Here is a 20,213-nt window from a genome sequence, read left to right as displayed (position 1 = left end):
GTGGCAACTGCTGATGTGTCGGTTGAGCAACTGGTGCTGCAACTCTCTTCACTGACAGGATTTCCCGCTTTCTCTGCGCATTATCATTGCTCTATTCATGCCAGTCGGTTGGCCCTGTACGTACGCCAGTCGGCAGTTCTGCTGCGTTGCGATAGCGAGGCTCCGCTTATCCTGTTTATCACCCCTATAGCTCTTGAGATGGCGTTGACTGCTCACATCTGCCCGACAGGGTAATTGCTTTGCGGGTAGGGGAGAGGAGGTGATGGAGCGTGCTCTTGTTATCACTGGTGCCCATCAATACAGAGTGACAGGTTGGGATGTCGATAACGGATTGGCTGGGGCACGCTGGTTGGTTGGGAAGTTAGGGGCTGCACTTGCGCAATCGTCAGGGAGATGATGGCTGTGATTAGTAGCAGATAAAAAAAGCCCGCGCAGTGCGCGGGCTTGTTATCTCAGGACTGGTTATCAGGCCTTGGATTTCTTCTTGCCTTCAACCTTGGCTTCAACCGGGGCAGCAGTTACCGGAGCGGCTTCGGTGAACGGACGACCGTAGTAGGAGTCCAGCAGAACCTGCTTCAGCTCGCTGATCAGCGGGTAGCGCGGGTTGGCGCCGGTGCACTGGTCATCGAAGGCTTCGATAGCCAGCTGGTCAACCTTGGCCAGGAAGTCAGCTTCAGTCACGCCAGCTTCGCGGATAGAGGCCGGGATACCCAGGGTAGCCTTCAGCTCGTCCAGCCAGGTCAGCAGCTTCTCGATCTTGGCAGCGGTGCGGTCACCGGCAGCAGTCAGACCCAGGTGGTCAGCGACTTCGGCGTAACGACGACGAGCCTGCGGGCGGTCGTACTGGGAGAACGCAGTCTGCTTGGTCGGGTTGTCGTTCGCGTTGTAGCGGATGACGTTGCTGATCAGCAGGGCGTTAGCCAGACCGTGCGGAATGTGGAACTCGGCACCCAGTTTGTGAGCCATGGAGTGGCACACACCCAGGAAGGCGTTAGCGAACGCGATACCGGCGATGGTGGCAGCATTGTGCACCTTCTCACGAGCGATCGGGTCGTTGGCACCGTTCTGGTAGCTGGACGGCAGGTACTCTTTCAGCATTTTCAGGGCTTGCAGCGCCTGGCCGTCGGAGTACTCGTTAGCCAGTACGGAAACATAGGCTTCCATGGCGTGAGTCACGGCATCGATACCACCGAAGGCACACAGGGACTTCGGCATGCCCATGACCAGGTTGGCATCAACGATGGCCATGTTCGGGGTCAGCTCGTAGTCAGCCAGCGGATACTTCTGACCAGACACTTCATCGGTTACTACCGCAAACGGAGTGACTTCAGAGCCGGTACCGGAAGTGGTGGTGATACAGACCAGTTCGGCCTTCACGCCCATTTTCGGGAACTTGTAGATACGCTTGCGGATATCCATAAAGCGCATGGCCAGATCTTCGAACGCGGTGTTCGGGTGCTCGTACATCACCCACATGATCTTGGCTGCATCCATCGGTGAACCACCGCCCAGCGCCAGGATAACGTCCGGTTTGAAGGAGTTGGCCATCTCGGCACCCTTGCGAACCACAGCCAGGGTCGGGTCAGCTTCTACTTCGTAGAACACTTCCACTTCCATATTCTGTGCTTTCAGCAGGCTGACCAGTTCATCGGCGTAGCCGTTGTTGAACAGGAAGCGGTCAGTTACGACCATGGCACGCTTTTTACCTTCCAGGTCGCTCAGAGCGATCGGCAGGGAACCACGACGGAAGTAGATGGATTTCGGAAGTTTGTGCCACAGCATGTTTTCTGCCCGTTTTGCGACTGTCTTCTTGTTGATCAGGTGCTTCGGACCCACGTTTTCGGAGATGGAGTTACCGCTCCAGGAGCCGCAACCCAGGGTCAGGGACGGAGCCATTGCGAAGTTGTACAGGTCACCGATACCGCCTTGGGTAGACGGAGTGTTGATCAGGATACGCGCGGTCTTCATCTTGTCGCCGAAGTACTTGATGCGGTCAGCGTTGCGGTCCTGGTCGGTGTACAGACCTGAGGTGTGGCCGATACCACCGATGTTGACCATGTCACAGGCCATATCAACGGCGTTTTCGAAGCTGCTTGCACGGAACATACCGAGCAGCGGGGACAATTTCTCGTGAGCAAACTCATCTTCTGCACACAGCTTGACGCCTTCACCGATCAGGATCTTGGTATCAGCCGGTACAGTCACGCCTGCCATCTCGGCAATCTTGGTGGCTGGCTGGCCAACGATGTTGGCGTTCAGGGCGCCGTTGATCAGGATGACTTTACGGACCTTGTCAGCATCTTCTTTGGAGAGCACGTGGCCCTTGTGGGATGCAAAGCGCTCTTTAACCTGGTCGTAGATGGCATCAACAACGATGACTGCCTGCTCGGAAGCACAGACCACGCCGTTATCGAAAGTCTTGGACATCAGGATGGAGGCAACGGCACGCTTCACGTCGGCGGTTTCGTCGATAACGATAGGTACGTTACCGGCACCCACACCGATAGCAGGCTTACCGGAGGAGTAGGCTGCTTTCACCATGCCCGGGCCACCGGTGGCCAGGATCAGGTTGATGTCTTCGTGCTTCATCAGGGCGTTGGAGAGCTCAACAGACGGTTGGTCGATCCAGCCGATGATGTCTTTCGGTGCACCAGCGGCAACAGCGGCATCCAGTACCAGCTTGGCAGCGGTATTGGTGGAGTTCTTGGCGCGGGGGTGCGGGGAGAAGATGATGGCGTTGCGGGTCTTGAGCGCGATCATGGATTTGAAGATCGCAGTAGAGGTCGGGTTGGTGGTCGGAACGATACCACAGATGATACCTACCGGCTCGGCGATGGTGATGGTACCCATCTGATCATCTTCGCTCAGAATGCCGCAGGTCTTCTCGTCTTTGTACTTGTTGTAGATGTATTCGGAGGCGAAGTGGTTCTTGATAACCTTGTCTTCGATGATACCCATACCGGATTCTTCCACGGCCATCTGGGCCAGGGGGATACGGGCGTTGTTGGCGGCCAGGGCGGCGGCACGGAAGATATTGTCTACCTGCTCTTGAGAGAAGCTGGCGAATTCACGCTGGGCTTCCTTAACGCGGGCGACCAGTGCATCCAGTTCAGCCAAATTGGTTACTGCCATGTTTATCTCCTGATTATTTGAAAACTGTTTAGTAAGACGTTGGCAATGCCCGGCAATTATAGTCGCCCTGTCAAGACGGTATCGTTGCAACAGCTTTTTCACATGCCTTACTAAATCGCTTTCTGAGTCGATTATAGAGCGGGGCTGACTCAGAAAAACTTGATCTGGATCATGTGTAACAAAAGAACAAAAGAAATTTTATTTCACAATCCTTGTTTGACTGATGTTATCGGAATGTGCATCAAAGGGAAAGGCGAGAGACTTGTTAACGCAGGGTAATAAACCACATTTATCAAGTGGTTAATTTCAATCGAACATAGGATTGCAGAGCTATTTTGGCGGTATAGGTTAGCAAATATGAGTGAATCGGTTTCAAAATCACCGACAAACGCACTTTATTCCAGCGTTTGTTGCAAAAATGATTGTTGTTTTAATCCATGACTAATCCACTTTATTCCCCGAGGGGGCCATTTCTGCCCCCTTTCCCGGTTTTTGCATTGTGGCTCTCTTGCCGAGTCAATGAAGTGATGTCTGGCCTGAAATAGTGGGAAGGCAAAGCCTGGATCCTCTCGAGTCGCTCGGTCATTCGGTCTGTCATCGTCGGACTCTCTGGTCATGATTAAGCAGGCTTGCGCTCACTTTTCTGGCGCGTGTCGGGCGGTAGAAAGGGCTTTTGGCATCGGTTTATGCCAGTTAGCGCGGATGCATGAGATGAACTAACTAAAAAACCCTCAAAATGGTGAGATTATTTGATTGGTGCCCGCTCTGGCTATGATGTAAATTTACGCACGAAATTAATGGACTGGCCCGCTGGGCCCGAAACTCTATTGGAAGGCGCCTATGGCAGCAATTGACGTCTCGTTGTATCTGAAGTTTTTTGTCGGTTTGTTCGCAATTATCAACCCGCTTGGTTTGTTGCCGGTGTTTGTCAGTCTGACCAGCCACCATACCCAGGCCGAGCGGATGAAAACCAATACCACCGCCAATATCGCGGTGATGGTGATCCTGCTGGTCTCCATGTATATGGGGCAGCTGATCCTCGATGGGTTTGGCATCTCGCTGGCGTCTTTCCGGATCGCCGGTGGGTCGCTGATTACCCTGATTGCCTGGTCGATGCTGCAGGGCAAGCTGGGCGAGGTGAAGCACAACAAACAGGAGAAGGGCGAATTGGCGGTGCGTGAGTCTATCGCCGTGGTGCCGCTGGCGCTGCCGCTGATGGCGGGTCCCGGTGCCATCTCCTCGGTAATTGTCTATGCCAGCCAGAGCCACTGGCAGCAGCTGCTCGGCATGTCAGTTGTTGTCGTGGTCTTCTCTTTCTGCTCCTGGCTGATCTTCCGTGCCGCGCCGCTGCTGTTCAAGATCATGGGCAACACAGGCATCAACGTGGTGACCCGTATCATGGGTCTTATCATGATGTCGCTGGGTATCGAGATCATGGTGGCCGGTATCAAGGGGGTTTTCCCCAGCCTGATGTGAGCCAGCTCCGCTTTATGAAAGCCGGTCCTCGTGACCGGCTTTTTATTGGTTGCTTTTTGCCCGGTCTTTTCTAGAATCGGTCGTTTGTGTGAAAAATGAGCGCTTTGCCGGTGTTTTAATACTGAAAAAGCGCACGCCAGCTGATTTTTTGACCAGAAAATGACGATTACCCTGACAATATCTGTTGCATTATCGGAATTGGCAGGGAATTATGCTGGGAGCGGGTTTTAACCCCGTCACTTTAAAAAATGCATGGAATGTTCTTGTTGGAGTAGGGAAATGACTCATAAAAAAACAATGATTAACACATTGCTGATGGCTGCACTGTTTGGTGGCGTCAATGTGGCTCAGGCTGCCGATGTCCCGGCGGGAACCAAGCTGGCTGAAGTCCAGCAACTGGTAAAAGGCAACGGCTCAGAGCCTGCGACCCTTGACCCGCACAAGACCGAAGGAACGGTCGAATCCAATATCCTGCGCGACCTGTTTGAAGGTCTCGTTGCATCCGGCCCGAAAGGGGAAATTCTCCCGGCTGTGGCTGAATCCTGGGAAACCAAGGATAACAAGCACTACGTCTTCCACCTGCGCAAAGATGCCAAGTGGTCCAACGGTGACCCGGTCACTGCCCACGATTTCGTTTTTGCTTTCCAGCGTGCCGTTGATCCGAAAACCGCCTCTCCTTACTCCTGGTATCTGGAGATCCCGACTATTGCCAATGCCTCCGAGATCATCGCAGGTAAAAAGCCGGCTGATACGCTGGGCGTGAAGGCGACCGACGACTACACCTTCGAAGTGCAGCTCGAGAAAGCCATCCCTTACTTCGTCAGCATGCTCTCCCACACTACCACCTATCCGGTACCGAAGAAGGTGATCGAGAAGTTCGGTGACAAGTGGACCCAGCCGGAAAATATGGTATCCAACGGTGCCTATACCCTGAAGAACTGGGTGGTGACGAGCGCGTCGAAGTGGAGCGCAACAAGCACTACTGGAACGATGGCAAGACCGTCATCAACAAGGTGGTCTATCTGCCCATCCAGTCTACCAACGCCGACCTGAGCCGCTATCTGGCGGGCGAAGTGGACATCACCTATCAGATGCCCATCGAGCGCTTCAAGCAGATGAAGAAAGAGAAGCCGGACGAGCTGAAAGTGACCGGTTATGTTGGTACTTACTACTACCAGTACAACGTCAAGAAGAAGCCGTTTGACGATGTGCGTGTCCGTACTGCGCTCTCCTATGCCATCGATCGCAACGTGATCGCCGACAAGGTGATGGGTCAGGGTCAGACGCCGGGTTACACCCTGGTGCCGGACTTCGTCGATGGCTTCAAGCCGGTAGCGCCCGAGTGGTCGAAGATGACCCAGGCTGAGCGTGATGCCAAGGCCAAAGCGCTGCTGCAAGAGGCCGGTTTCGATGCCAGCAAGCCGCTGAAGTTCGAGCTGCTCTACAACACCGATGACAACCACAAGAAAGTGGCTGTGGCCGTGGCCTCCATGTGGAAGAAGCTGGGCGTGCAGGTGAGCCTGGTCAACCAGGAGTGGAAAACTTACCTGGAAACCAAGAAACAGGGTCAGTTTGACGTAGGTCGTGCCGGCTGGATCGCCGACTACAACGAAGCCTCGTCCATGCTGGATCTGATGCAGACCACCCACGGCAACAACGACGGCAAGTACTCCAATCCGGAGTTCGACAAGCTGATGGATTCGTCCCGTGATCAGGTTGATGTGGCGGCCCGTAACAAACTCTACGTCCAGGCTGAAGAGATCCTGGCCAAGGACATGCCGATTGCCCCCATCTACCAGTACGTGACTGCCCGTATGGTCAAACCCTATGTAGGCGGCTACCCGGCCAACCCGCTGGATAACCTCTACAGCAAAGATATGTACATCATTGCTCACTGATTTAAAGCAACAAGTCGCATAACAAGCAGGGCCCGCCGGACGGCGGGCCTTTATTACAACCGCGACCATTTGGAAGCAGTACAGGACAGGAAATGTCTATGTTGAAATTCATTTTTAAACGGCTATTGGAAGCGATCCCGACTCTGCTGGTCTTGATCACCGTCTCTTTCTTCATGATGCGTTTCGCCCCGGGTAACCCCTTTACCAGCGAGCGTTCACTGCCCCCCGAAGTCATCGCCAACATCGAGGCCAAATACGGGCTCGACAAACCCATTGGCATGCAATATCTCACCTACCTGGGCAACCTGGTGCAGGGTGATTTGGGCCCCTCTTTTAAATACAAGGATTTCACCGTCAATGATCTGGTGAGTCAGGCGCTGCCTGTTTCCGCCAAGATCGGGACCACGGCCTTCTTCTTCGCCGTGCTGCTGGGGGTCACCTTCGGCACCATAGCGGCACTGAAACAGAACACCATCATCGACTATCTACTGATGTCGTCGGCCATGGCCGGGGTGGTGATCCCGGGCTTTGTGCTGGCGCCCTTGCTGGTGCTGTTTTTCAGTATTCATCTGGGTTGGTTCCCTGCCGGTGGATGGCAGGGGGGTGGCATCCAGTTTATGGTGCTGCCGGTGTTCGGCATGATGATGTACTACATCTCTGCCATCTCGCGGATCATGCGGGGCAGCATGATCGAGACCATGAACTCCAACTTCATTCGTACCGCCCGTGCCAAGGGCTTGCCGCTGCGCCACATCATCCTGAAACACGCGCTGCGTCCGGCCATGCTGCCAGTGGTCTCCTATCTGGGCCCGGCCTTTGTCGGCATCATCACAGGTTCCGTGGTGATCGAGACCATCTTCGGCCTGCCGGGGATCGGTCAGCTGTTCGTCAACGGTGCCCTTAACCGTGATTACTCCATGGTGCTCGGTCTGACCATTCTGGTCGGCGCCCTCACCATCACCTTTAACGCTGTGGTCGATATTCTCTACGCCTTTATCGATCCCAAGATCCGTTACTAATTCGGGAGTTCATCATGGTTGTTTCAACTGAAAAACGCGATGCCGTCGAGGCGTTCGCGCAAAAAGTGGAAGTGGTGGAGGGGCGCTCCCTGTGGAAGGATGCCCGTCGCCGTTTCCTGCGCAACAAGGCGGCCCTGACCAGCCTGATCATTCTGACCATCATCGGTCTGGCGGTCATCTTTGGCCCCCATTTGTCCCAATACACCTTTGACGATCCGGACTGGGGCGCCATGCAGTCACCGCCGGATATGGAAGCGGGTCACTACTTCGGAACCGACAGCTTGGGGCGCGATCTGTTCGTGCGCACCCTGCTGGGCGGCCGTATCTCCCTGATGGTCGGCATCATGGGCGCCATGGTGGCGGTCATCATCGGCACCTTGTATGGCGCGGCTTCCGGCTTTATCGGCGGGCGGGTCGACAGCCTGATGATGCGGGTACTGGAAATCCTCAACGCCTTCCCCTTCATGTTCTTTGTCATCATGCTGGTCACCTTCTTTGGCCGCAATCTGGCGCTCATCTTTATCGCCATCGGGGCGGTGAGCTGGCTCGACATGGCGCGGATCGTGCGGGGCCAGACTCTCAGCCTCAAGAGCAAGGAGTTTATCGAGGCAGCCCACGTCTGTGGCGTCTCCAAGTGGAAGATCATCACCCGTCACATCGTACCGAACGTACTCGGTATCGTGGCCGTCTACGCCACCTTGCTGGTGCCGGGGATGATCATGTTTGAATCCTTCCTGAGTTTCCTGGGCCTTGGGGTTCAGGAACCGATGACCAGCTGGGGTGCCCTGCTGGATGAAGGCTCCAAGTCGATGGAAGTGGCCATCTGGCAACTGCTGTTCCCCGCCTGCTTTATGGTGGTGACCCTGTTTTGCTTCAACTTCCTCGGGGATGGTCTGCGTGACGCCCTCGATCCGAAAGATCGTTAATCGAGCATCGGATCGACAGGAAAGCATCACGAAAGATCGATAAGGAGTTTTTATATGAAGTTACTGGATGTGAAAGATCTGCGGGTCGAGTTCAAGACCCCGGACGGCAATGTGGTGGCGGTTAACGACCTCAACTTTTCTCTCTCTGCGGGTGAAACCCTGGGGATCGTCGGCGAGTCCGGCTCCGGCAAATCCCAGACGGCCTTTGCCATCATGGGGCTGCTGGCCAAAAACGGCATTATTACCGGTTCCGCCAAGTTTCAGGGTGAGGAGATCCTCAACCTGCCGGAGTCCAAGCTCAACAAGATCCGCTCCGAGAAGATCGCCATGATCTTCCAGGACCCCATGACCTCGCTCAACCCCTACATGAAGGTGCAGGATCAGCTGATGGAAGTGCTGATGTTGCATAAGGGCGTCAGCAAGGCGGAAGCGTTCGAAGAGTCGGTACGGATGCTCGATGCGGTCAAAATTCCCGAAGCACGCAAGCGGATGGGCATGTATCCCCACGAGTTCTCCGGCGGCATGCGTCAGCGGGTGATGATCGCCATGGCACTGCTCTGCCGGCCGCAACTGCTGATCGCTGACGAACCGACTACCGCACTCGACGTGACCGTACAGGCCCAGATCATGACCCTGATGAACGAGCTCAAGCGCGAGTTCAACACCGCCATCATCATGATCACCCACGACCTTGGCGTGGTCGCCGGTATCTGCAACAAGGTGCTGGTGATGTATGCCGGTCGTACCATGGAGTACGGCAAGGTAGACGATATCTTTTATCGCCCGAGCCACCCCTACACCGAAGGCCTCCTGCGCGCAATTCCCCGCCTCGATACCGAAGGGGAAGTGCTGCCCACCATCCCGGGCAATCCGCCCAACCTGCTGCGTCTGCCGACCGGCTGCCCCTTCCAGGAGCGTTGCCACCGGGTCAGCGAGATTTGCGGCCAGCAGTCACCGATCCTGACCCCGTTCAACGACGGTCGGGAGCGTGCTTGCCACTGGGTTTCGGATGCCATGAACAAGGGGGCCAACTAAATGGGTGCCGACAAAAAATTGCTGTTGGAAGTGTCTGACCTCAAGGTCCACTTCAGTATCAAGAGTGGCAAGGCGTGGCCCTGGGCCAAACCGTCCGACCTCAAGGCGGTCGATGGGGTGACCTTGCGTCTCTATGAGGGGGAAACCCTCGGTGTGGTGGGGGAGTCCGGCTGCGGCAAATCGACCTTTGCCCGCGCCATCATCGGTCTGGTACCGGCCACCGATGGCAAGGTGGTGTGGCTGGGTGACGATCTCACCAAGCTCGATCAGAATGCCCTGCGCGAAAAGCGTAAAGAGATCCAGATGATCTTCCAGGACCCGCTGGCTTCTCTGAACCCGCGCATGACCATCGGCGACATCATCGCCGAGCCGCTCATCACCTTCTACCCCAACCTGCCGCGGGAAGAGGTGAAAGAGAAGGTGCGCGCCATGATGAGCAAGGTGGGGTTGTTGCCCAACCTGGTCAACCGCTATCCGCACGAGTTCTCCGGCGGCCAGTGCCAGCGGATCGGGATTGCCCGGGCGCTGATCCTCGAGCCCAAGATGATCATCTGTGATGAGCCGGTGTCGGCGCTCGACGTCTCTATCCAGGCACAGGTGGTCAACCTGCTCAAATCCCTGCAAAAGGAGATGGGGCTGTCGCTTATCTTCATCGCCCACGACCTGTCGGTGGTCAAGCATATCTCCGATCGGGTGCTGGTGATGTATCTGGGCAACGCCGTCGAGTTGGGGACCCGCAAGGAGATCTTCGCCAACCCGTTGCACCCCTACACCAAGGCGCTGATGTCAGCGGTGCCGATCCCGGACCCTGAGCTGGAGCGCAACAAGGTGATCCAGATCCTGGAGGGGGACTTGCCCTCACCGATGAACCCGCCGTCCGGTTGCGTGTTCCGCACCCGCTGCCCGGTGGCTGGCCCCGAGTGTGCCAAGACCCGCCCCGTGCTGGAGGGGAACTTCGATCACGCGGTCTCCTGCCTCAAGGTCGACCCGCTCTGATGGGGATGTGTTGAACCTGCTTGCGGGGCTCCTTGATGGGGCCCCGATTTATTTTTGACGGCAGTGAAGATGCCTCTTGGCGTTATCATTTACCGCTGCTACTATCCGCGCAACAAGGGGAGTAACTTCTCGCCGGTTTGTCGTCATTACGGTGCACCCATTTCCTGCAGTGCACCCGGCAGCCGGGCAGCCGATGCAAATCTGCTGTAAGTGAGACCTTGCCGAGAGGCAAGGTGTATCTGCTCCAAACGCAAACCCACGCCTCTCGGTCGTGGGTTTTGTCGTTTTTGGGAGAAGTGAAAATGGGTGAATGGTGGATGTGGACCGGTTTCTTCAGCATAGTGCTGGTCCTGTTATGGATAGACATACGCTTTGTCGGTGGCGGCAAGTCACACAAGGTGTCCCTCAAAGAGGCGGGTGTCTGGTCCCTCATCTGGGTCAGCGTGGCGCTGCTCTTCAACCTGGCCATCTGGCTCTGGCTGGATCACAGCGCGGGCCGTGAGATTGCCAACCAGAAGGGACTGGAGTTCCTCACCGGCTACCTCATCGAGAAAGCGCTGGCAGTGGACAACGTATTCGTCTGGCTGATGCTGTTCGGTTACTTTGCCATTCCGGCCGAGCTGCAGCGCCGGGTGCTGCTGTACGGGGTACTGGGTGCCATCGTGATGCGTGCCGGTATGGTGTTCGCGGGCAGCTGGCTCATCGAGCAGTTCCACTGGATCCTCTATCTGTTTGGCGCTTTCCTGCTGCTGACCGGTGCCAAAATGCTGTGGGCGGCCGACAAGGAGCCTGATCTCGCCAACAACCCGTTGCTGGGCTGGATGCGCCGTCGTTTCAAGGTGACCGAGACCCTGGAAGGGGAGAAGTTCTTCGTCTGGCGGGACGGTGTGCGCTATGCCACCCCGCTGCTGCTCATTCTGGTGCTGGTGGAGGTGAGCGACCTCATCTTCGCGGTGGACAGTATCCCGGCCATCTTCGCGGTGACCACGGATCCCTTCATCGTGCTGACCTCCAACATCTTCGCCATCATGGGTCTGCGTGCCATGTACTTCCTGCTGGCGGGTGTGGCTGATCGCTTCGCCTTGCTCAAGTACGGTCTGGCACTGATCCTGATGTTTATCGGGGTCAAGATGCTGCTGCTGGATATCTTCAAGATCCCGACCGGCATAGCACTGGGCGTAGTCGCGTTGATCCTACTGGCATCCATGGGGCTGAGTCTGTTTGTGACTCGTAAAAAGGCCGCTTAAACGCAACATCATTTAATACCAAACAACAAGGGCTCCCGCGGGAGCCCTTTTTCATATCGCGTGATCAGCGTTTGATCTTCTTGGGGTTGGTGTAGCCCCAGATGGTGTACATGTCCGCCAGCAGGGCGCCGTTGTACTCCTCCAGATCCGCCTGTTTCACTTCGGCTTCACCCTGACGGCCAAACAGCACCACCTCGTCGCCGGGTTTCACCCCTTTCAGATCAGTCACATCCACCATGATGGTGTTCATGGAGGTCTTGCCGACCACCGGCACCTTCTGACCCTGGATCAGCACATAGGCTTTGTTGCTGAGGGCGCGGCGATAGCCATCGGAGTAGCCCAGCGGCAGGTTGGCGAGCCAGGAGTCACGCTTGAGGGTAAAGGTGCGGTCATAACCGACGGTGTTGCCCGCGGCATAGTGGTTGATCGAGGCGACCTGGGTCTTGAATGCCATCACCCGCTTGTACTCGGTGTGGGAGGGGATGGAGTCGCCGTAGAGCAGGCCGCCCGGGCGCACCATGTCGAAGTAGGCGTCCGGCACAGCCAGAGTGGCGAAGGAGTTGGCGGCGTGGATGGTGATCTTGCTGCGATCCAGCTTACCCGCTTCCAGCAGCCACTGGGAGTCCAGTTTGAACTGGGCCAGTCCCATCTTGACGTCCTCTTTCTCCTCAACCGGGAAGTGGGTCATGATGCCGACCGGGGTGATCCCCTTTAGCTTGAGCATAGCCAGCGTATCCTGCTTGGCATCGGCCAGACGCAGGTCGATGCCGTTGCGGCTCATGCCGGCGGAGTTGAGCGCGATATGCACCGGAATGGTGGTGTGGTGGCGCTGGGCGATCTCGGCGATACCCTGGGCACTCACCAGACTGCCGATCAGCTCCTCCATCTTGTAGGGCAGGGCCTGCTCTACTTCATCCGGGGTGGCAGCACGCACCCGCATCAGACGGCCGGTAAAGCCCTTCTCGCGGGCGACGCGCGCCTCTTCGTTGCTGGCGATGCCGATGCAGGGGATATTTGCCTTGACCACGGAGGGGACCAGCAGGTCGATGCCATGACCGTAAGCGTCGGCCTTCATGATGGCGCAGATCTGCGGGCCCTTGTCGCCGAGACGATCCTTGAGGGTCTGGATATTGTGCTCAAAGGCGCCCAGATCCACTTCCAACCAGGCGTTGCTGGCGGTTTGCTCCTGGCCGTTGCGATGATCTGTCGCAAGGGGCAGATAGGGAGCCGCAACGGCTTGGCCCGCGAGCAGGCCGAAGATCAGGGTAGCCAGCAGAGTTTTCTTGTGCATGGTGATTCCTTTTTGTTGTTCGCGTTGGATAGTTTGGACGGGGTCGGCCACATTGGTGGTGGTTTAACCACAACTTATTGTTATTATTATGATCTTTGTCACTCTCAACAGGCGCTGACTGGTTGGGAGTCTACCGCAACACGGGTTCGGCCGACACTCGTCAGGGGAATAAAATGGTCAATCTTGAGTTACGTTTGCCACCACCGCTGATCTTCCTGCTCTGTGCAGGGGCCATGTGGTGGCTAAGAGGGGAGAGCCAGCCCGGCATCTGGGCAATGACGCTGATGGCTGTGCTGGTCGTGGCGGGGACCATCATGGGCTTTGGTGCCCTGCAACGATTTCGTCACCACCAGACCACGGTCAGCCCCACCAAACCTCAGCACACCAGTCGTCTGGTGACCTGTGGCGTCTATCGTGTCAGTCGCAATCCCATGTATCTGGGGCTGCTTTGCTGGCTGGCCGCCTGGGGCTGTTATCTGGGTGGAAGTTGGGTCTGGGTTGGGCCAATCGTGCTGGTTGCCTGGCTGACCCGCTTTCAGATCATGCCGGAGGAGCGGCTGCTGCGCGCCCGTTTCGGCGACGAGTATGTGGTATATTGCCAGCGCGTTCGCCGTTGGTGCTGACTGGCTGTGAGCTGCGTGAGCTGAGGGATAAGTCGGGTCAGCTGTGCTGGATAAAGAGAACCCCGGGCGGGCCCGGGGTTCTCGAGGAACTGGTTAGAAAAAATCGCCCTTCTCGTCCTTGGTGGGTTCGAGGCTCCAGCCGGTGGCATCGCTGCTGCTGGCAATCTGCCCCTTCTCCTTCCACAGCTTGATCTTGAGGCGCAGGTTGTTGGCCGAGTCGGCGTTCTTCACCGCCTCTTCTTCCTCAATTACCCCTTCCACCACCAGATCGAACAGGGCACTGTCGAAGGTAACCATGCCGAGGGCCTTGGATTTCTCCATCACCTCTTTGAGGCCGCCAAATTCGCCGCGCTTGATCATGTCGCGGATGGTGTGGGTGCCGAGCATGATCTCCACTGCGGCCCGGCGGCCGCCATCGGTGGTTTTCACCAGCCGTTGGGAGACAAAAGCCTTGAGGTTGTTGCCCAGATCGTTGAGCAGCTGGGGGCGGCGCTCCTCGGGGAAGAAGTTGATGATGCGATCCAGCGCCTGGTTGGCGTTGTTGGCGTGCAGGGTGGAGATGGCAAGGTGGCCGGTTTCGGAGAAGGCCAGCGCATGTTCCATGGTCTCGCGATCGCGAATTTCACCGATAAGGATGACGTCCGGCGCTTGACGCAGGGTGTTTTTCAGGGCGGCGTGGAAGCTGCGGGTATCCACGCCAACCTCCCGCTGGTTGATGATGCTCTTGCGGTGGCGATGAACGAACTCTACCGGATCCTCGATGGTGATGATGTGGCCGCCGCTGTTGCGGTTGCGGTGGTCGATAAGCGCTGCCAGCGAGGTAGATTTACCCGACCCGGTACCGCCGACAAACAGTACCAGACCGCGTTTTTCCATGATGGTGTCGAGCAGCACAGGCGGGAGTTTGAGATCTTCAAAGCGGGGGATTTCGGTCTTGATGTTGCGGGCCACCAGAGAGACTTCGTTGCGCTGCTTGAAGATGTTGACCCGAAAGCGGCCGATCTGGGGCAGGGAGATGGCGAGGTTCATCTCCAGATCCTTGTCAAATTGCAGTTTCTGCTCGCCATCCATGATCTCGGCGGCGATCCGCGCCACTTCACCCGGCTCCAGCGGCGTTTCGTTGAGGGGGCGCAGGCCGCCGTTAAACTTGGCGCAGGGGGGCGCGCCGGTCGACAGATAGAGGTCTGAGCCATCCTGCTTGGCCAGGATCTGTAACATGTCTCGCAATTCCATTTTTTTGCCTCGTCGATCAATGAGATGCCATGAGCGGGATGATATTGAGTGTACAGCCTCAGGCGCCGGTCAGTTTCTCGCGAAAGACAAAAAAGACCGCCCCGAGAATGCAGAGCCCTGCCCAGAGATAGTCCCATTTCAGATCTTCCTTGAGATAGAAGATAGAGAAGGGGACGAATACGGTGAGTGTGATCACTTCTTGCAGGATTTTAAGTTGGCCCACGCTCATCACCGTATGGCCGATGCGGTTGGCGGGCACTTGCAGCAGGTATTCGAACAGGGCGATACCCCAGCTCACCAGGGCGGCAATGATCCAGGGTTTATGGTTCATGCTCTTGAGGTGAGCGTACCAGGCGAAGGTCATAAAGACGTTGCTGCAGAGCAGCAGACCGATACTGGTGAAAATCGGGTTCATAGGGTTCTCCTTGAAAATCCGGCGCATTTTATCCCTGAACCACGGGTTTTCATACGTGGTGCGGGAGGGTATTTTTAACCAACAGGATAAGCCGTGCGAGGTATGCGACGGGATGGGCAAGTTATGCGGGATAGTGTTGTTACTGTTATTTGCCATGCCGGTGCGTGCGGCCCCGACGCTGACGGTGGCCACCGATCTGTGGCCGCCATTTCGCATCCTGCAAGCGGATGGCCGGTTGCAGGGGCTCGACATGGACATCCTGCGCCGGTTGCAACAGGCGAGCGGCATTGAGTTGCAGGTACGGCGGATGCCGTGGGGCAGGGCGCTCAAGCAGATGCAGACCGGACAGGTCGATCTGATGATTGGACTGGCCCACACCCCGGAGCGGGCACAATTTATCGATTATCTGCAACCGGCCTACTACCAGTGCTGGCCCGCCTTCTATGGCAAGCGGGAGCAGGTGGCCCGGTTCGATCAATACAGTCACCTGCTGGGCGTCAAGGTGGGATTCGTGCTCAACTCCGCCTACTTTGAACCGTTCGACAGCGACATCCGGCTCGACAAGCACGGGGTCGCTACCGAGGATCAGCTGCTGCGGATGGTGCAGCGCGGCCACCTGCCGTTGATGATTGGCACCGACTGTCAGGTTGATTACGCCCTGAGCCGCGAGCCGGCCCTTGCCCTGGCCAAAGCCCCTTACCGGCCAGCCCGTCCCATCACCCTGTATCTTGGGATGAGCAAACGCTCACCCTATCAGGATCTCAAGTTGCCGCTGGCGCAGGCGTTGCAAACGCTGGTGGTCAACGGCGAGATCCAGCAAATCGCCAGACCCTATCAGCCTTGACCTCGGGTGGCACGGCGCTGTTATCATTCCCCCTCTCGATTCTCCTCCGCGGCCAGAGTGGCCAGCCGGGGGAGAAACCCTCTTTCGTTGCGGGGAACCTGCTTGTATCTCTCACTTGTTGCGCGTCAGCAGCGCTGGCAGCGGCGTTGGCTGCTTGGCCTCTTGCTGCTGACCCTGCTGCTTTTTCTCTTCTCCCTCGCGTGGGGTGAATTTGTGCTGCTGCCCTGGCAGCCGCTGGGGGAGCTTGAGCAGCGCATTTTGCTGGAGCTGCGTCTGCCGCGTGCCTTGCTGGCCTTGCTGGCAGGGGCGGCACTCGCCTGTGGCGGCGCCGTGTTGCAGGTGATGCTGCACAACCCGGTGGCCGAACCCGGTCTGCTTGGCGTCTCGAGCGGAGCAGGGCTGGCCGCCATGGTGGCGATGGCGGTGGCCAAGGCGCTCGGCGTCTATCTGCCTGGCTGGGGGCTGTCGCTGGCGGCCTTTGGTGGCGCCCTGCTGGTGACCATGCTGCTCATTCGACTGGCGCGCCGCGCCCGGCTCGGCCATGCCAGATTGCTGCTGTTTGGTGTCGCCATCGGCATTCTCACCAATGCCGCCATGACCTGGCTGCTCTATTTTGCCGACGACAGCTCGCTGCGCGAGTTCATGTTCTGGATGATGGGCAGCCTCTCCTATGGCAGCCAGCAGCTTGGCTGGTGGTGGCTGCTGTTGCCGTTCACCCTGCTCTGGCTCTGCCGCCAGGGCAAGGTGCTGCAACAGCTGCTGCTGGGGGAAACCCAGGCTCGCCTGATGGGGATGGATGTGGACAGGATGCGGGTGCGGCTGGTGCTGGCGGTCTGCCTGCTCACCGGGTTGGCGGTGTCGCTTTGCGGCGTCATCGGTTTTGTCGGGCTGGTGGTACCCCATCTGCTGCGGCTCTGTGGCGGCAGCGATCAGCGCTTCCTGCTGCCCGCCTCGGCGCTCGGCGGCGGGGCCCTGCTGCTGGCGGCCGATTTGGTTGCTCGATCCACCCTGAGCGCGGGGGAGTTGCCTATCGGCGTCATCACCGCCTCGGTGGGGGCGCCGCTCTTTATCTACCTGCTATTGAGGCAAACTGCCGATGGTGCTGCATGAATATCTGCATGATTTGGTCGGGGCGCGCAGTCTCCTTATTTACCTGTTGTTGAGGCAAGATGCCGATGTCACCCGCTGATCACATGCCGGTTTCTTCTGGTGCTACTGCGCCGCTGCTGGAGGCGCGCGAGCTCGCCATTGCCGGACGGCTCTCTCCCCTCAATATCCGTTGGCATGGCGGCCAGTTGGTGGCGCTGCTTGGCCCCAATGGCAGTGGCAAGTCGACCCTGCTCGGGGCGCTGGCGGGGATTTTACCCGCCGATGGCACAGTGCTGCTGGGGGGGGAAGTGCTTACTGACCTGAGTTGGCCCGAGCTTGCCAAACGGCGTGCCATGCTGCCCCAGCGTCAGCCCCAGCTGTTTCATATTCCGGTGTTTCAGGTGTTGAGCCTCGGGCTCAATGAGGCGGTTGCGCCCGCCAGACAGAACGAGGCGATAAATGCATTGTGCGAGGCATTGGAGCTGGAAGCTTTGCTGGCTCGTGACTTCAGCCGGTTGTCGGGGGGCGAACAGCAGCGGGTGCTGATTGCCCGCACCTTGCTGCAGATGTGGCCGAGCCTCAATCCGACCGGCAAGGTGCTGCTGCTGGACGAGCCGCTGGCGGGGCTCGACCTGCATCACCAGCTGGCGCTATTGCGGTTGCTGAAAACCCTGGCCGGGCAGGGCTTGCTGGTGGTGCTCGCCATCCACGATATCAATCTGGCCATCGACTGGGCCGACCGAATTCTCTGCCTGCAAGGGGGCGCGGTGGTGCGCGAAGGGGGTGTCGAGCTGGTGGATGAGGCGCTGCTGGCACAGGTATTCCAGATCCGCACCAACCGCATCGAAGCTGCGGGGCGCGTGTGGTTTATGCCCAGTTTGTGAGAAACAAGAAAGGCCCTTGGCGTCAGCCGAGGGCCTTTTTGAAGAAGACCACCCGCTCTGTTTCGCGGAAGCCGAGTAGCTCGTGCATGTTCTGCGAGGGTAAATTGTCGATAGCTGTATCGGAGGCTATTTCGCGGCAACCCTGCTCACGGCCCCACTGCGCTACCCGGACAATCAAGGCGCGGGCCAGCCCGCGCTGGCGCGATGCCGGTTGCACATAAATTCCTTCCAGATAGACCTCCGGGCTGCTTTCGCAGCCGTTCACGTAATCGTGGCGCAGGGCTGCATCGGCAAAGCCTACCGCCTGACTCTGCTCATCCAGCGCCAGAAAGGCGTTGAGATGTGCATTGGCCAACATCTCAACCCCTTCCTGCAGGTGGGCCGAAAGTGCGTGGTGCGGCCACAGCTGCTGGCGCAGGGTTGCCCACTGCGCCAGCAGAGTCTCGTCGAGGGGGACTATCTGCCAGCCGATATTCGTCATCGGGGCTCAGGCTTGCCGCTTGGCAAGGCGTACCAGTGCAGCCTCTGCCAGCATCGCCAGCAGGGTTTCGGTGTCGCTCCATGACAGGCAGGCATCGGTGATGCTCTGGCCAAAGGTGGCGGCGCAGCCGTTCTCCACATCCTGACGCCCTTCCACCAGGAAGCTTTCTGCCATGATGCCGGCGATGCCGGTACGGCCGCGGCGCAGCTGATCGCAGATATCTTGCGCCACCAGCAGCTGACGGCGGTGATCCTTCATGCTGTTGCCATGGCTGAAATCGACCACCAGACGCTCCGGCAGGCCCACATCGGCCAACGCTTCACACGCTTCATCGACACTGGCGGTGTCGTAGTTGGGTCGGTGGCCGCCACGCAGGATCACATGACCAAAGGGGTTACCGGCGGTGCGGTAGATGGTCATCTTGCCGTCCTTGTCCGGCGAATAGAAGATGTGGCTGTGACGGGCGGCGCGCACCGCATCGATGGCGATGCGGGTATTGCCGTCGGTGCCGTTCTTGAAGCCAACCGGGCAGGAGAGGGCCGAAGCCATCTCGCGGTGTACCTGGGATTCGGTGGTGCGTGCGCCGATGGCGCCCCAGGTGATGAGGTCGGCAATATACTGGCCGGTCACCATATCGAGGAATTCGGTGGCGGTTGGCATGCCGATCTCGTTGATGTCGACCAGCAGTTTGCGCGCCAGTTTCAGCCCTTCGTTGACGTCGAAGCTGCCATCGAGGCGAGGATCGTTGATCAGCCCTTTCCAGCCGACGATGGTGCGCGGCTTCTCGAAGTAGGTGCGCATCACGATGCAGAGGCTCTCTTTATACTGCTCGCGCAGGGCGTTGAGGCGTTGGGCATACTCGCGAGCAGCAGCGGGATCATGGATAGAGCAGGGGCCGACAATGACCAGCAGGCGCTGATCGTCTCCGGCCAGAATGGCTTCCACTTCGCGACGGGCATCCAGCAGATTCTGGGCAATGGTATCGGTGATCGGAAACGCGTGGGCAAGCTCGCTCGGAGTGATCAGTGACTCCAGGCGACGGGTGCGCAATTCATCTGTGTGAATGGACATACAACTCAAGTCTCGAGTGGGTGGTGTCAGCCGCAAGGGGCGAAAAAGCAAAGAGATAAAATAAAGCAAAAGTCCCCTGATTGAAACCTTGGGGGGCTCTGATAGGATGTGAGGCCAAAATCGATTCCAAATGAGGTAGTTAGCGTGGCAAAGCCAGGGGCAACCGGGGTCACCCGCATCATCAACGCAACCGGTTACAGCATGAAGGGGCTCAAGTCAGCCTGGATTAACGAGGCGGCGTTTCGGCAGGAGCTGATGCTGATCCTGTTGCTGATGCCGCTGGCCTTCTGGCTGGGGGATTCTCTCAACCAGATCCTGCTGCTTATCGTCATCAGCTGGCTGGTGGTAATTGTCGAGATCCTCAACTCTGCCATTGAAGCTGTGGTAGACAGGGTTGGCTCCGAGCATCATGAGCTCTCCGGTCGTGCCAAGGATTTGGGCTCTGCCGCCGTCTTTATCGCGTTGGCCCTGAACGCCCTGGTATGGGGCGCGTTGGTGGGCCGCAATCTGTTGGGGTGGTGGTAAGCCACTACGCTGCCTTTAGGTTCTGCTT

At 57.9% G+C, this 20,213-nt stretch carries 17 protein-coding genes and 1 pseudogene; 12 read left to right on the top strand and 6 right to left on the bottom strand.

Annotated features, from left to right (window positions below):
- Window positions 1-465: 465 nt before the first annotated feature.
- Window positions 466-3,132 (bottom strand): bifunctional acetaldehyde-CoA/alcohol dehydrogenase, encoded by a 2,667-nt coding sequence (gene adhE / locus ACTG2J_RS13740; RefSeq protein ID WP_439989530.1) that lies wholly within the window; start codon window positions 3,130-3,132, stop codon window positions 466-468.
- A gap of 840 nt (window positions 3,133-3,972) precedes the next feature.
- Here adhE and ACTG2J_RS13735 point away from each other — a divergent pair.
- The 7 genes and pseudogenes from ACTG2J_RS13735 to ACTG2J_RS13705 all read left to right on the top strand — a co-directional run bounded on the left by ACTG2J_RS13735 (window position 3,973) and on the right by ACTG2J_RS13705 (window position 11,729).
- Window positions 3,973-4,608: a YchE family NAAT transporter gene (locus tag ACTG2J_RS13735; RefSeq protein ID WP_005337678.1), complete on the top strand. Its 636-nt coding sequence runs from the start codon at window positions 3,973-3,975 to the stop codon at window positions 4,606-4,608.
- 279 nt (window positions 4,609-4,887) lie between these two features.
- A pseudogene (locus tag ACTG2J_RS13730) lies at window positions 4,888-6,506 on the top strand (ABC transporter substrate-binding protein).
- A gap of 98 nt (window positions 6,507-6,604) precedes the next feature.
- Window positions 6,605-7,525, top strand: a complete 921-nt coding sequence (gene oppB / locus ACTG2J_RS13725; RefSeq protein ID WP_005337672.1) for an oligopeptide ABC transporter permease OppB — start codon at window positions 6,605-6,607, stop codon at window positions 7,523-7,525.
- Between the two features lie 14 nt (window positions 7,526-7,539).
- Window positions 7,540-8,451 carry an oligopeptide ABC transporter permease OppC gene (gene oppC / locus ACTG2J_RS13720; protein WP_005337670.1) on the top strand — a complete coding sequence of 304 codons (912 nt, stop codon included), beginning with the start codon at window positions 7,540-7,542 and terminating at the stop codon, window positions 8,449-8,451.
- Between the two features lie 54 nt (window positions 8,452-8,505).
- Entirely contained in the window at window positions 8,506-9,486 is a 981-nt protein-coding gene (locus ACTG2J_RS13715) for an ABC transporter ATP-binding protein (protein ID WP_005337668.1), read from the top strand.
- Window positions 9,487-10,482, top strand: a complete 996-nt coding sequence (gene oppF / locus ACTG2J_RS13710; RefSeq protein ID WP_005337666.1) for a murein tripeptide/oligopeptide ABC transporter ATP binding protein OppF — start codon at window positions 9,487-9,489, stop codon at window positions 10,480-10,482.
- A 302-nt stretch (window positions 10,483-10,784) separates the two neighbouring features.
- Window positions 10,785-11,729 carry a TerC family protein gene (locus tag ACTG2J_RS13705; RefSeq protein ID WP_005337664.1) on the top strand — a complete coding sequence of 315 codons (945 nt, stop codon included), beginning with the start codon at window positions 10,785-10,787 and terminating at the stop codon, window positions 11,727-11,729.
- A 64-nt stretch (window positions 11,730-11,793) separates the two neighbouring features.
- Here ACTG2J_RS13705 and alr read toward each other — a convergent pair whose 3' ends face one another.
- On the bottom strand, window positions 11,794-13,020 hold the full coding sequence (gene alr, locus ACTG2J_RS13700) for an alanine racemase (RefSeq protein ID WP_429205839.1): 1,227 nt from the start codon (window positions 13,018-13,020) through the stop codon (window positions 11,794-11,796).
- 173 nt (window positions 13,021-13,193) lie between these two features.
- On the opposite strand from alr, the gene ACTG2J_RS13695 reads away from it, so the two are divergent.
- Window positions 13,194-13,643, top strand: coding sequence for a methyltransferase family protein (locus ACTG2J_RS13695; RefSeq protein WP_439989531.1), 450 nt, complete (start codon window positions 13,194-13,196; stop codon window positions 13,641-13,643).
- Between the two features lie 93 nt (window positions 13,644-13,736).
- Here ACTG2J_RS13695 and tapW read toward each other — a convergent pair whose 3' ends face one another.
- Both tapW and ACTG2J_RS13685 read right to left on the bottom strand, forming a co-directional pair.
- Entirely contained in the window at window positions 13,737-14,876 is a 1,140-nt protein-coding gene (gene tapW, locus ACTG2J_RS13690; RefSeq protein ID WP_139473595.1) for a type IVa pilus ATPase TapW, read from the bottom strand.
- A gap of 58 nt (window positions 14,877-14,934) precedes the next feature.
- The gene (locus ACTG2J_RS13685) at window positions 14,935-15,291 is read right to left on the bottom strand and encodes a DMT family protein (protein ID WP_005337656.1); all 357 of its coding nucleotides are present in this window, start codon (window positions 15,289-15,291) and stop codon (window positions 14,935-14,937) included.
- 112 nt (window positions 15,292-15,403) lie between these two features.
- Between ACTG2J_RS13685 and ACTG2J_RS13680 the strand changes: the two genes are divergently transcribed.
- The 3 genes from ACTG2J_RS13680 (at window position 15,404) to ACTG2J_RS13670 (ending at window position 18,108) form a co-directional block, all read left to right on the top strand.
- Window positions 15,404-16,135 carry a substrate-binding periplasmic protein gene (locus tag ACTG2J_RS13680; protein ID WP_439989532.1) on the top strand — a complete coding sequence of 244 codons (732 nt, stop codon included), beginning with the start codon at window positions 15,404-15,406 and terminating at the stop codon, window positions 16,133-16,135.
- Between the two features lie 102 nt (window positions 16,136-16,237).
- Window positions 16,238-17,245 carry a vitamin B12 ABC transporter permease BtuC gene (gene btuC / locus ACTG2J_RS13675; RefSeq protein ID WP_439989533.1) on the top strand — a complete coding sequence of 336 codons (1,008 nt, stop codon included), beginning with the start codon at window positions 16,238-16,240 and terminating at the stop codon, window positions 17,243-17,245.
- 65 nt (window positions 17,246-17,310) lie between these two features.
- On the top strand, window positions 17,311-18,108 hold the full coding sequence (locus tag ACTG2J_RS13670) for an ATP-binding cassette domain-containing protein (RefSeq protein WP_439989612.1): 798 nt from the start codon (window positions 17,311-17,313) through the stop codon (window positions 18,106-18,108).
- Between the two features lie 22 nt (window positions 18,109-18,130).
- Here ACTG2J_RS13670 and aac(6') read toward each other — a convergent pair whose 3' ends face one another.
- Both aac(6') and ACTG2J_RS13660 read right to left on the bottom strand, forming a co-directional pair.
- Window positions 18,131-18,589, bottom strand: a complete 459-nt coding sequence (gene aac(6'), locus ACTG2J_RS13665) for an aminoglycoside 6'-N-acetyltransferase (RefSeq protein WP_113739211.1) — start codon at window positions 18,587-18,589, stop codon at window positions 18,131-18,133.
- Between the two features lie 6 nt (window positions 18,590-18,595).
- Entirely contained in the window at window positions 18,596-19,660 is a 1,065-nt protein-coding gene (locus ACTG2J_RS13660; RefSeq protein WP_005353109.1) for a 3-deoxy-7-phosphoheptulonate synthase, read from the bottom strand.
- A 144-nt stretch (window positions 19,661-19,804) separates the two neighbouring features.
- Here ACTG2J_RS13660 and ACTG2J_RS13655 point away from each other — a divergent pair, with 144 nt between their 5' ends.
- Window positions 19,805-20,185, top strand: coding sequence for a diacylglycerol kinase (locus tag ACTG2J_RS13655; protein WP_005337641.1), 381 nt, complete (start codon window positions 19,805-19,807; stop codon window positions 20,183-20,185).
- Window positions 20,186-20,213: the final 28 nt, after the last annotated feature.

This window comes from Aeromonas sp. 6P, assembly GCF_051919525.1.
GTDB classification, from domain to species: domain Bacteria; phylum Pseudomonadota; class Gammaproteobacteria; order Enterobacterales; family Aeromonadaceae; genus Aeromonas; species Aeromonas veronii.
Note: the sequence above shows the minus strand (reverse complement) of the source record. Positions and strands in the feature narration are given on the sequence as shown.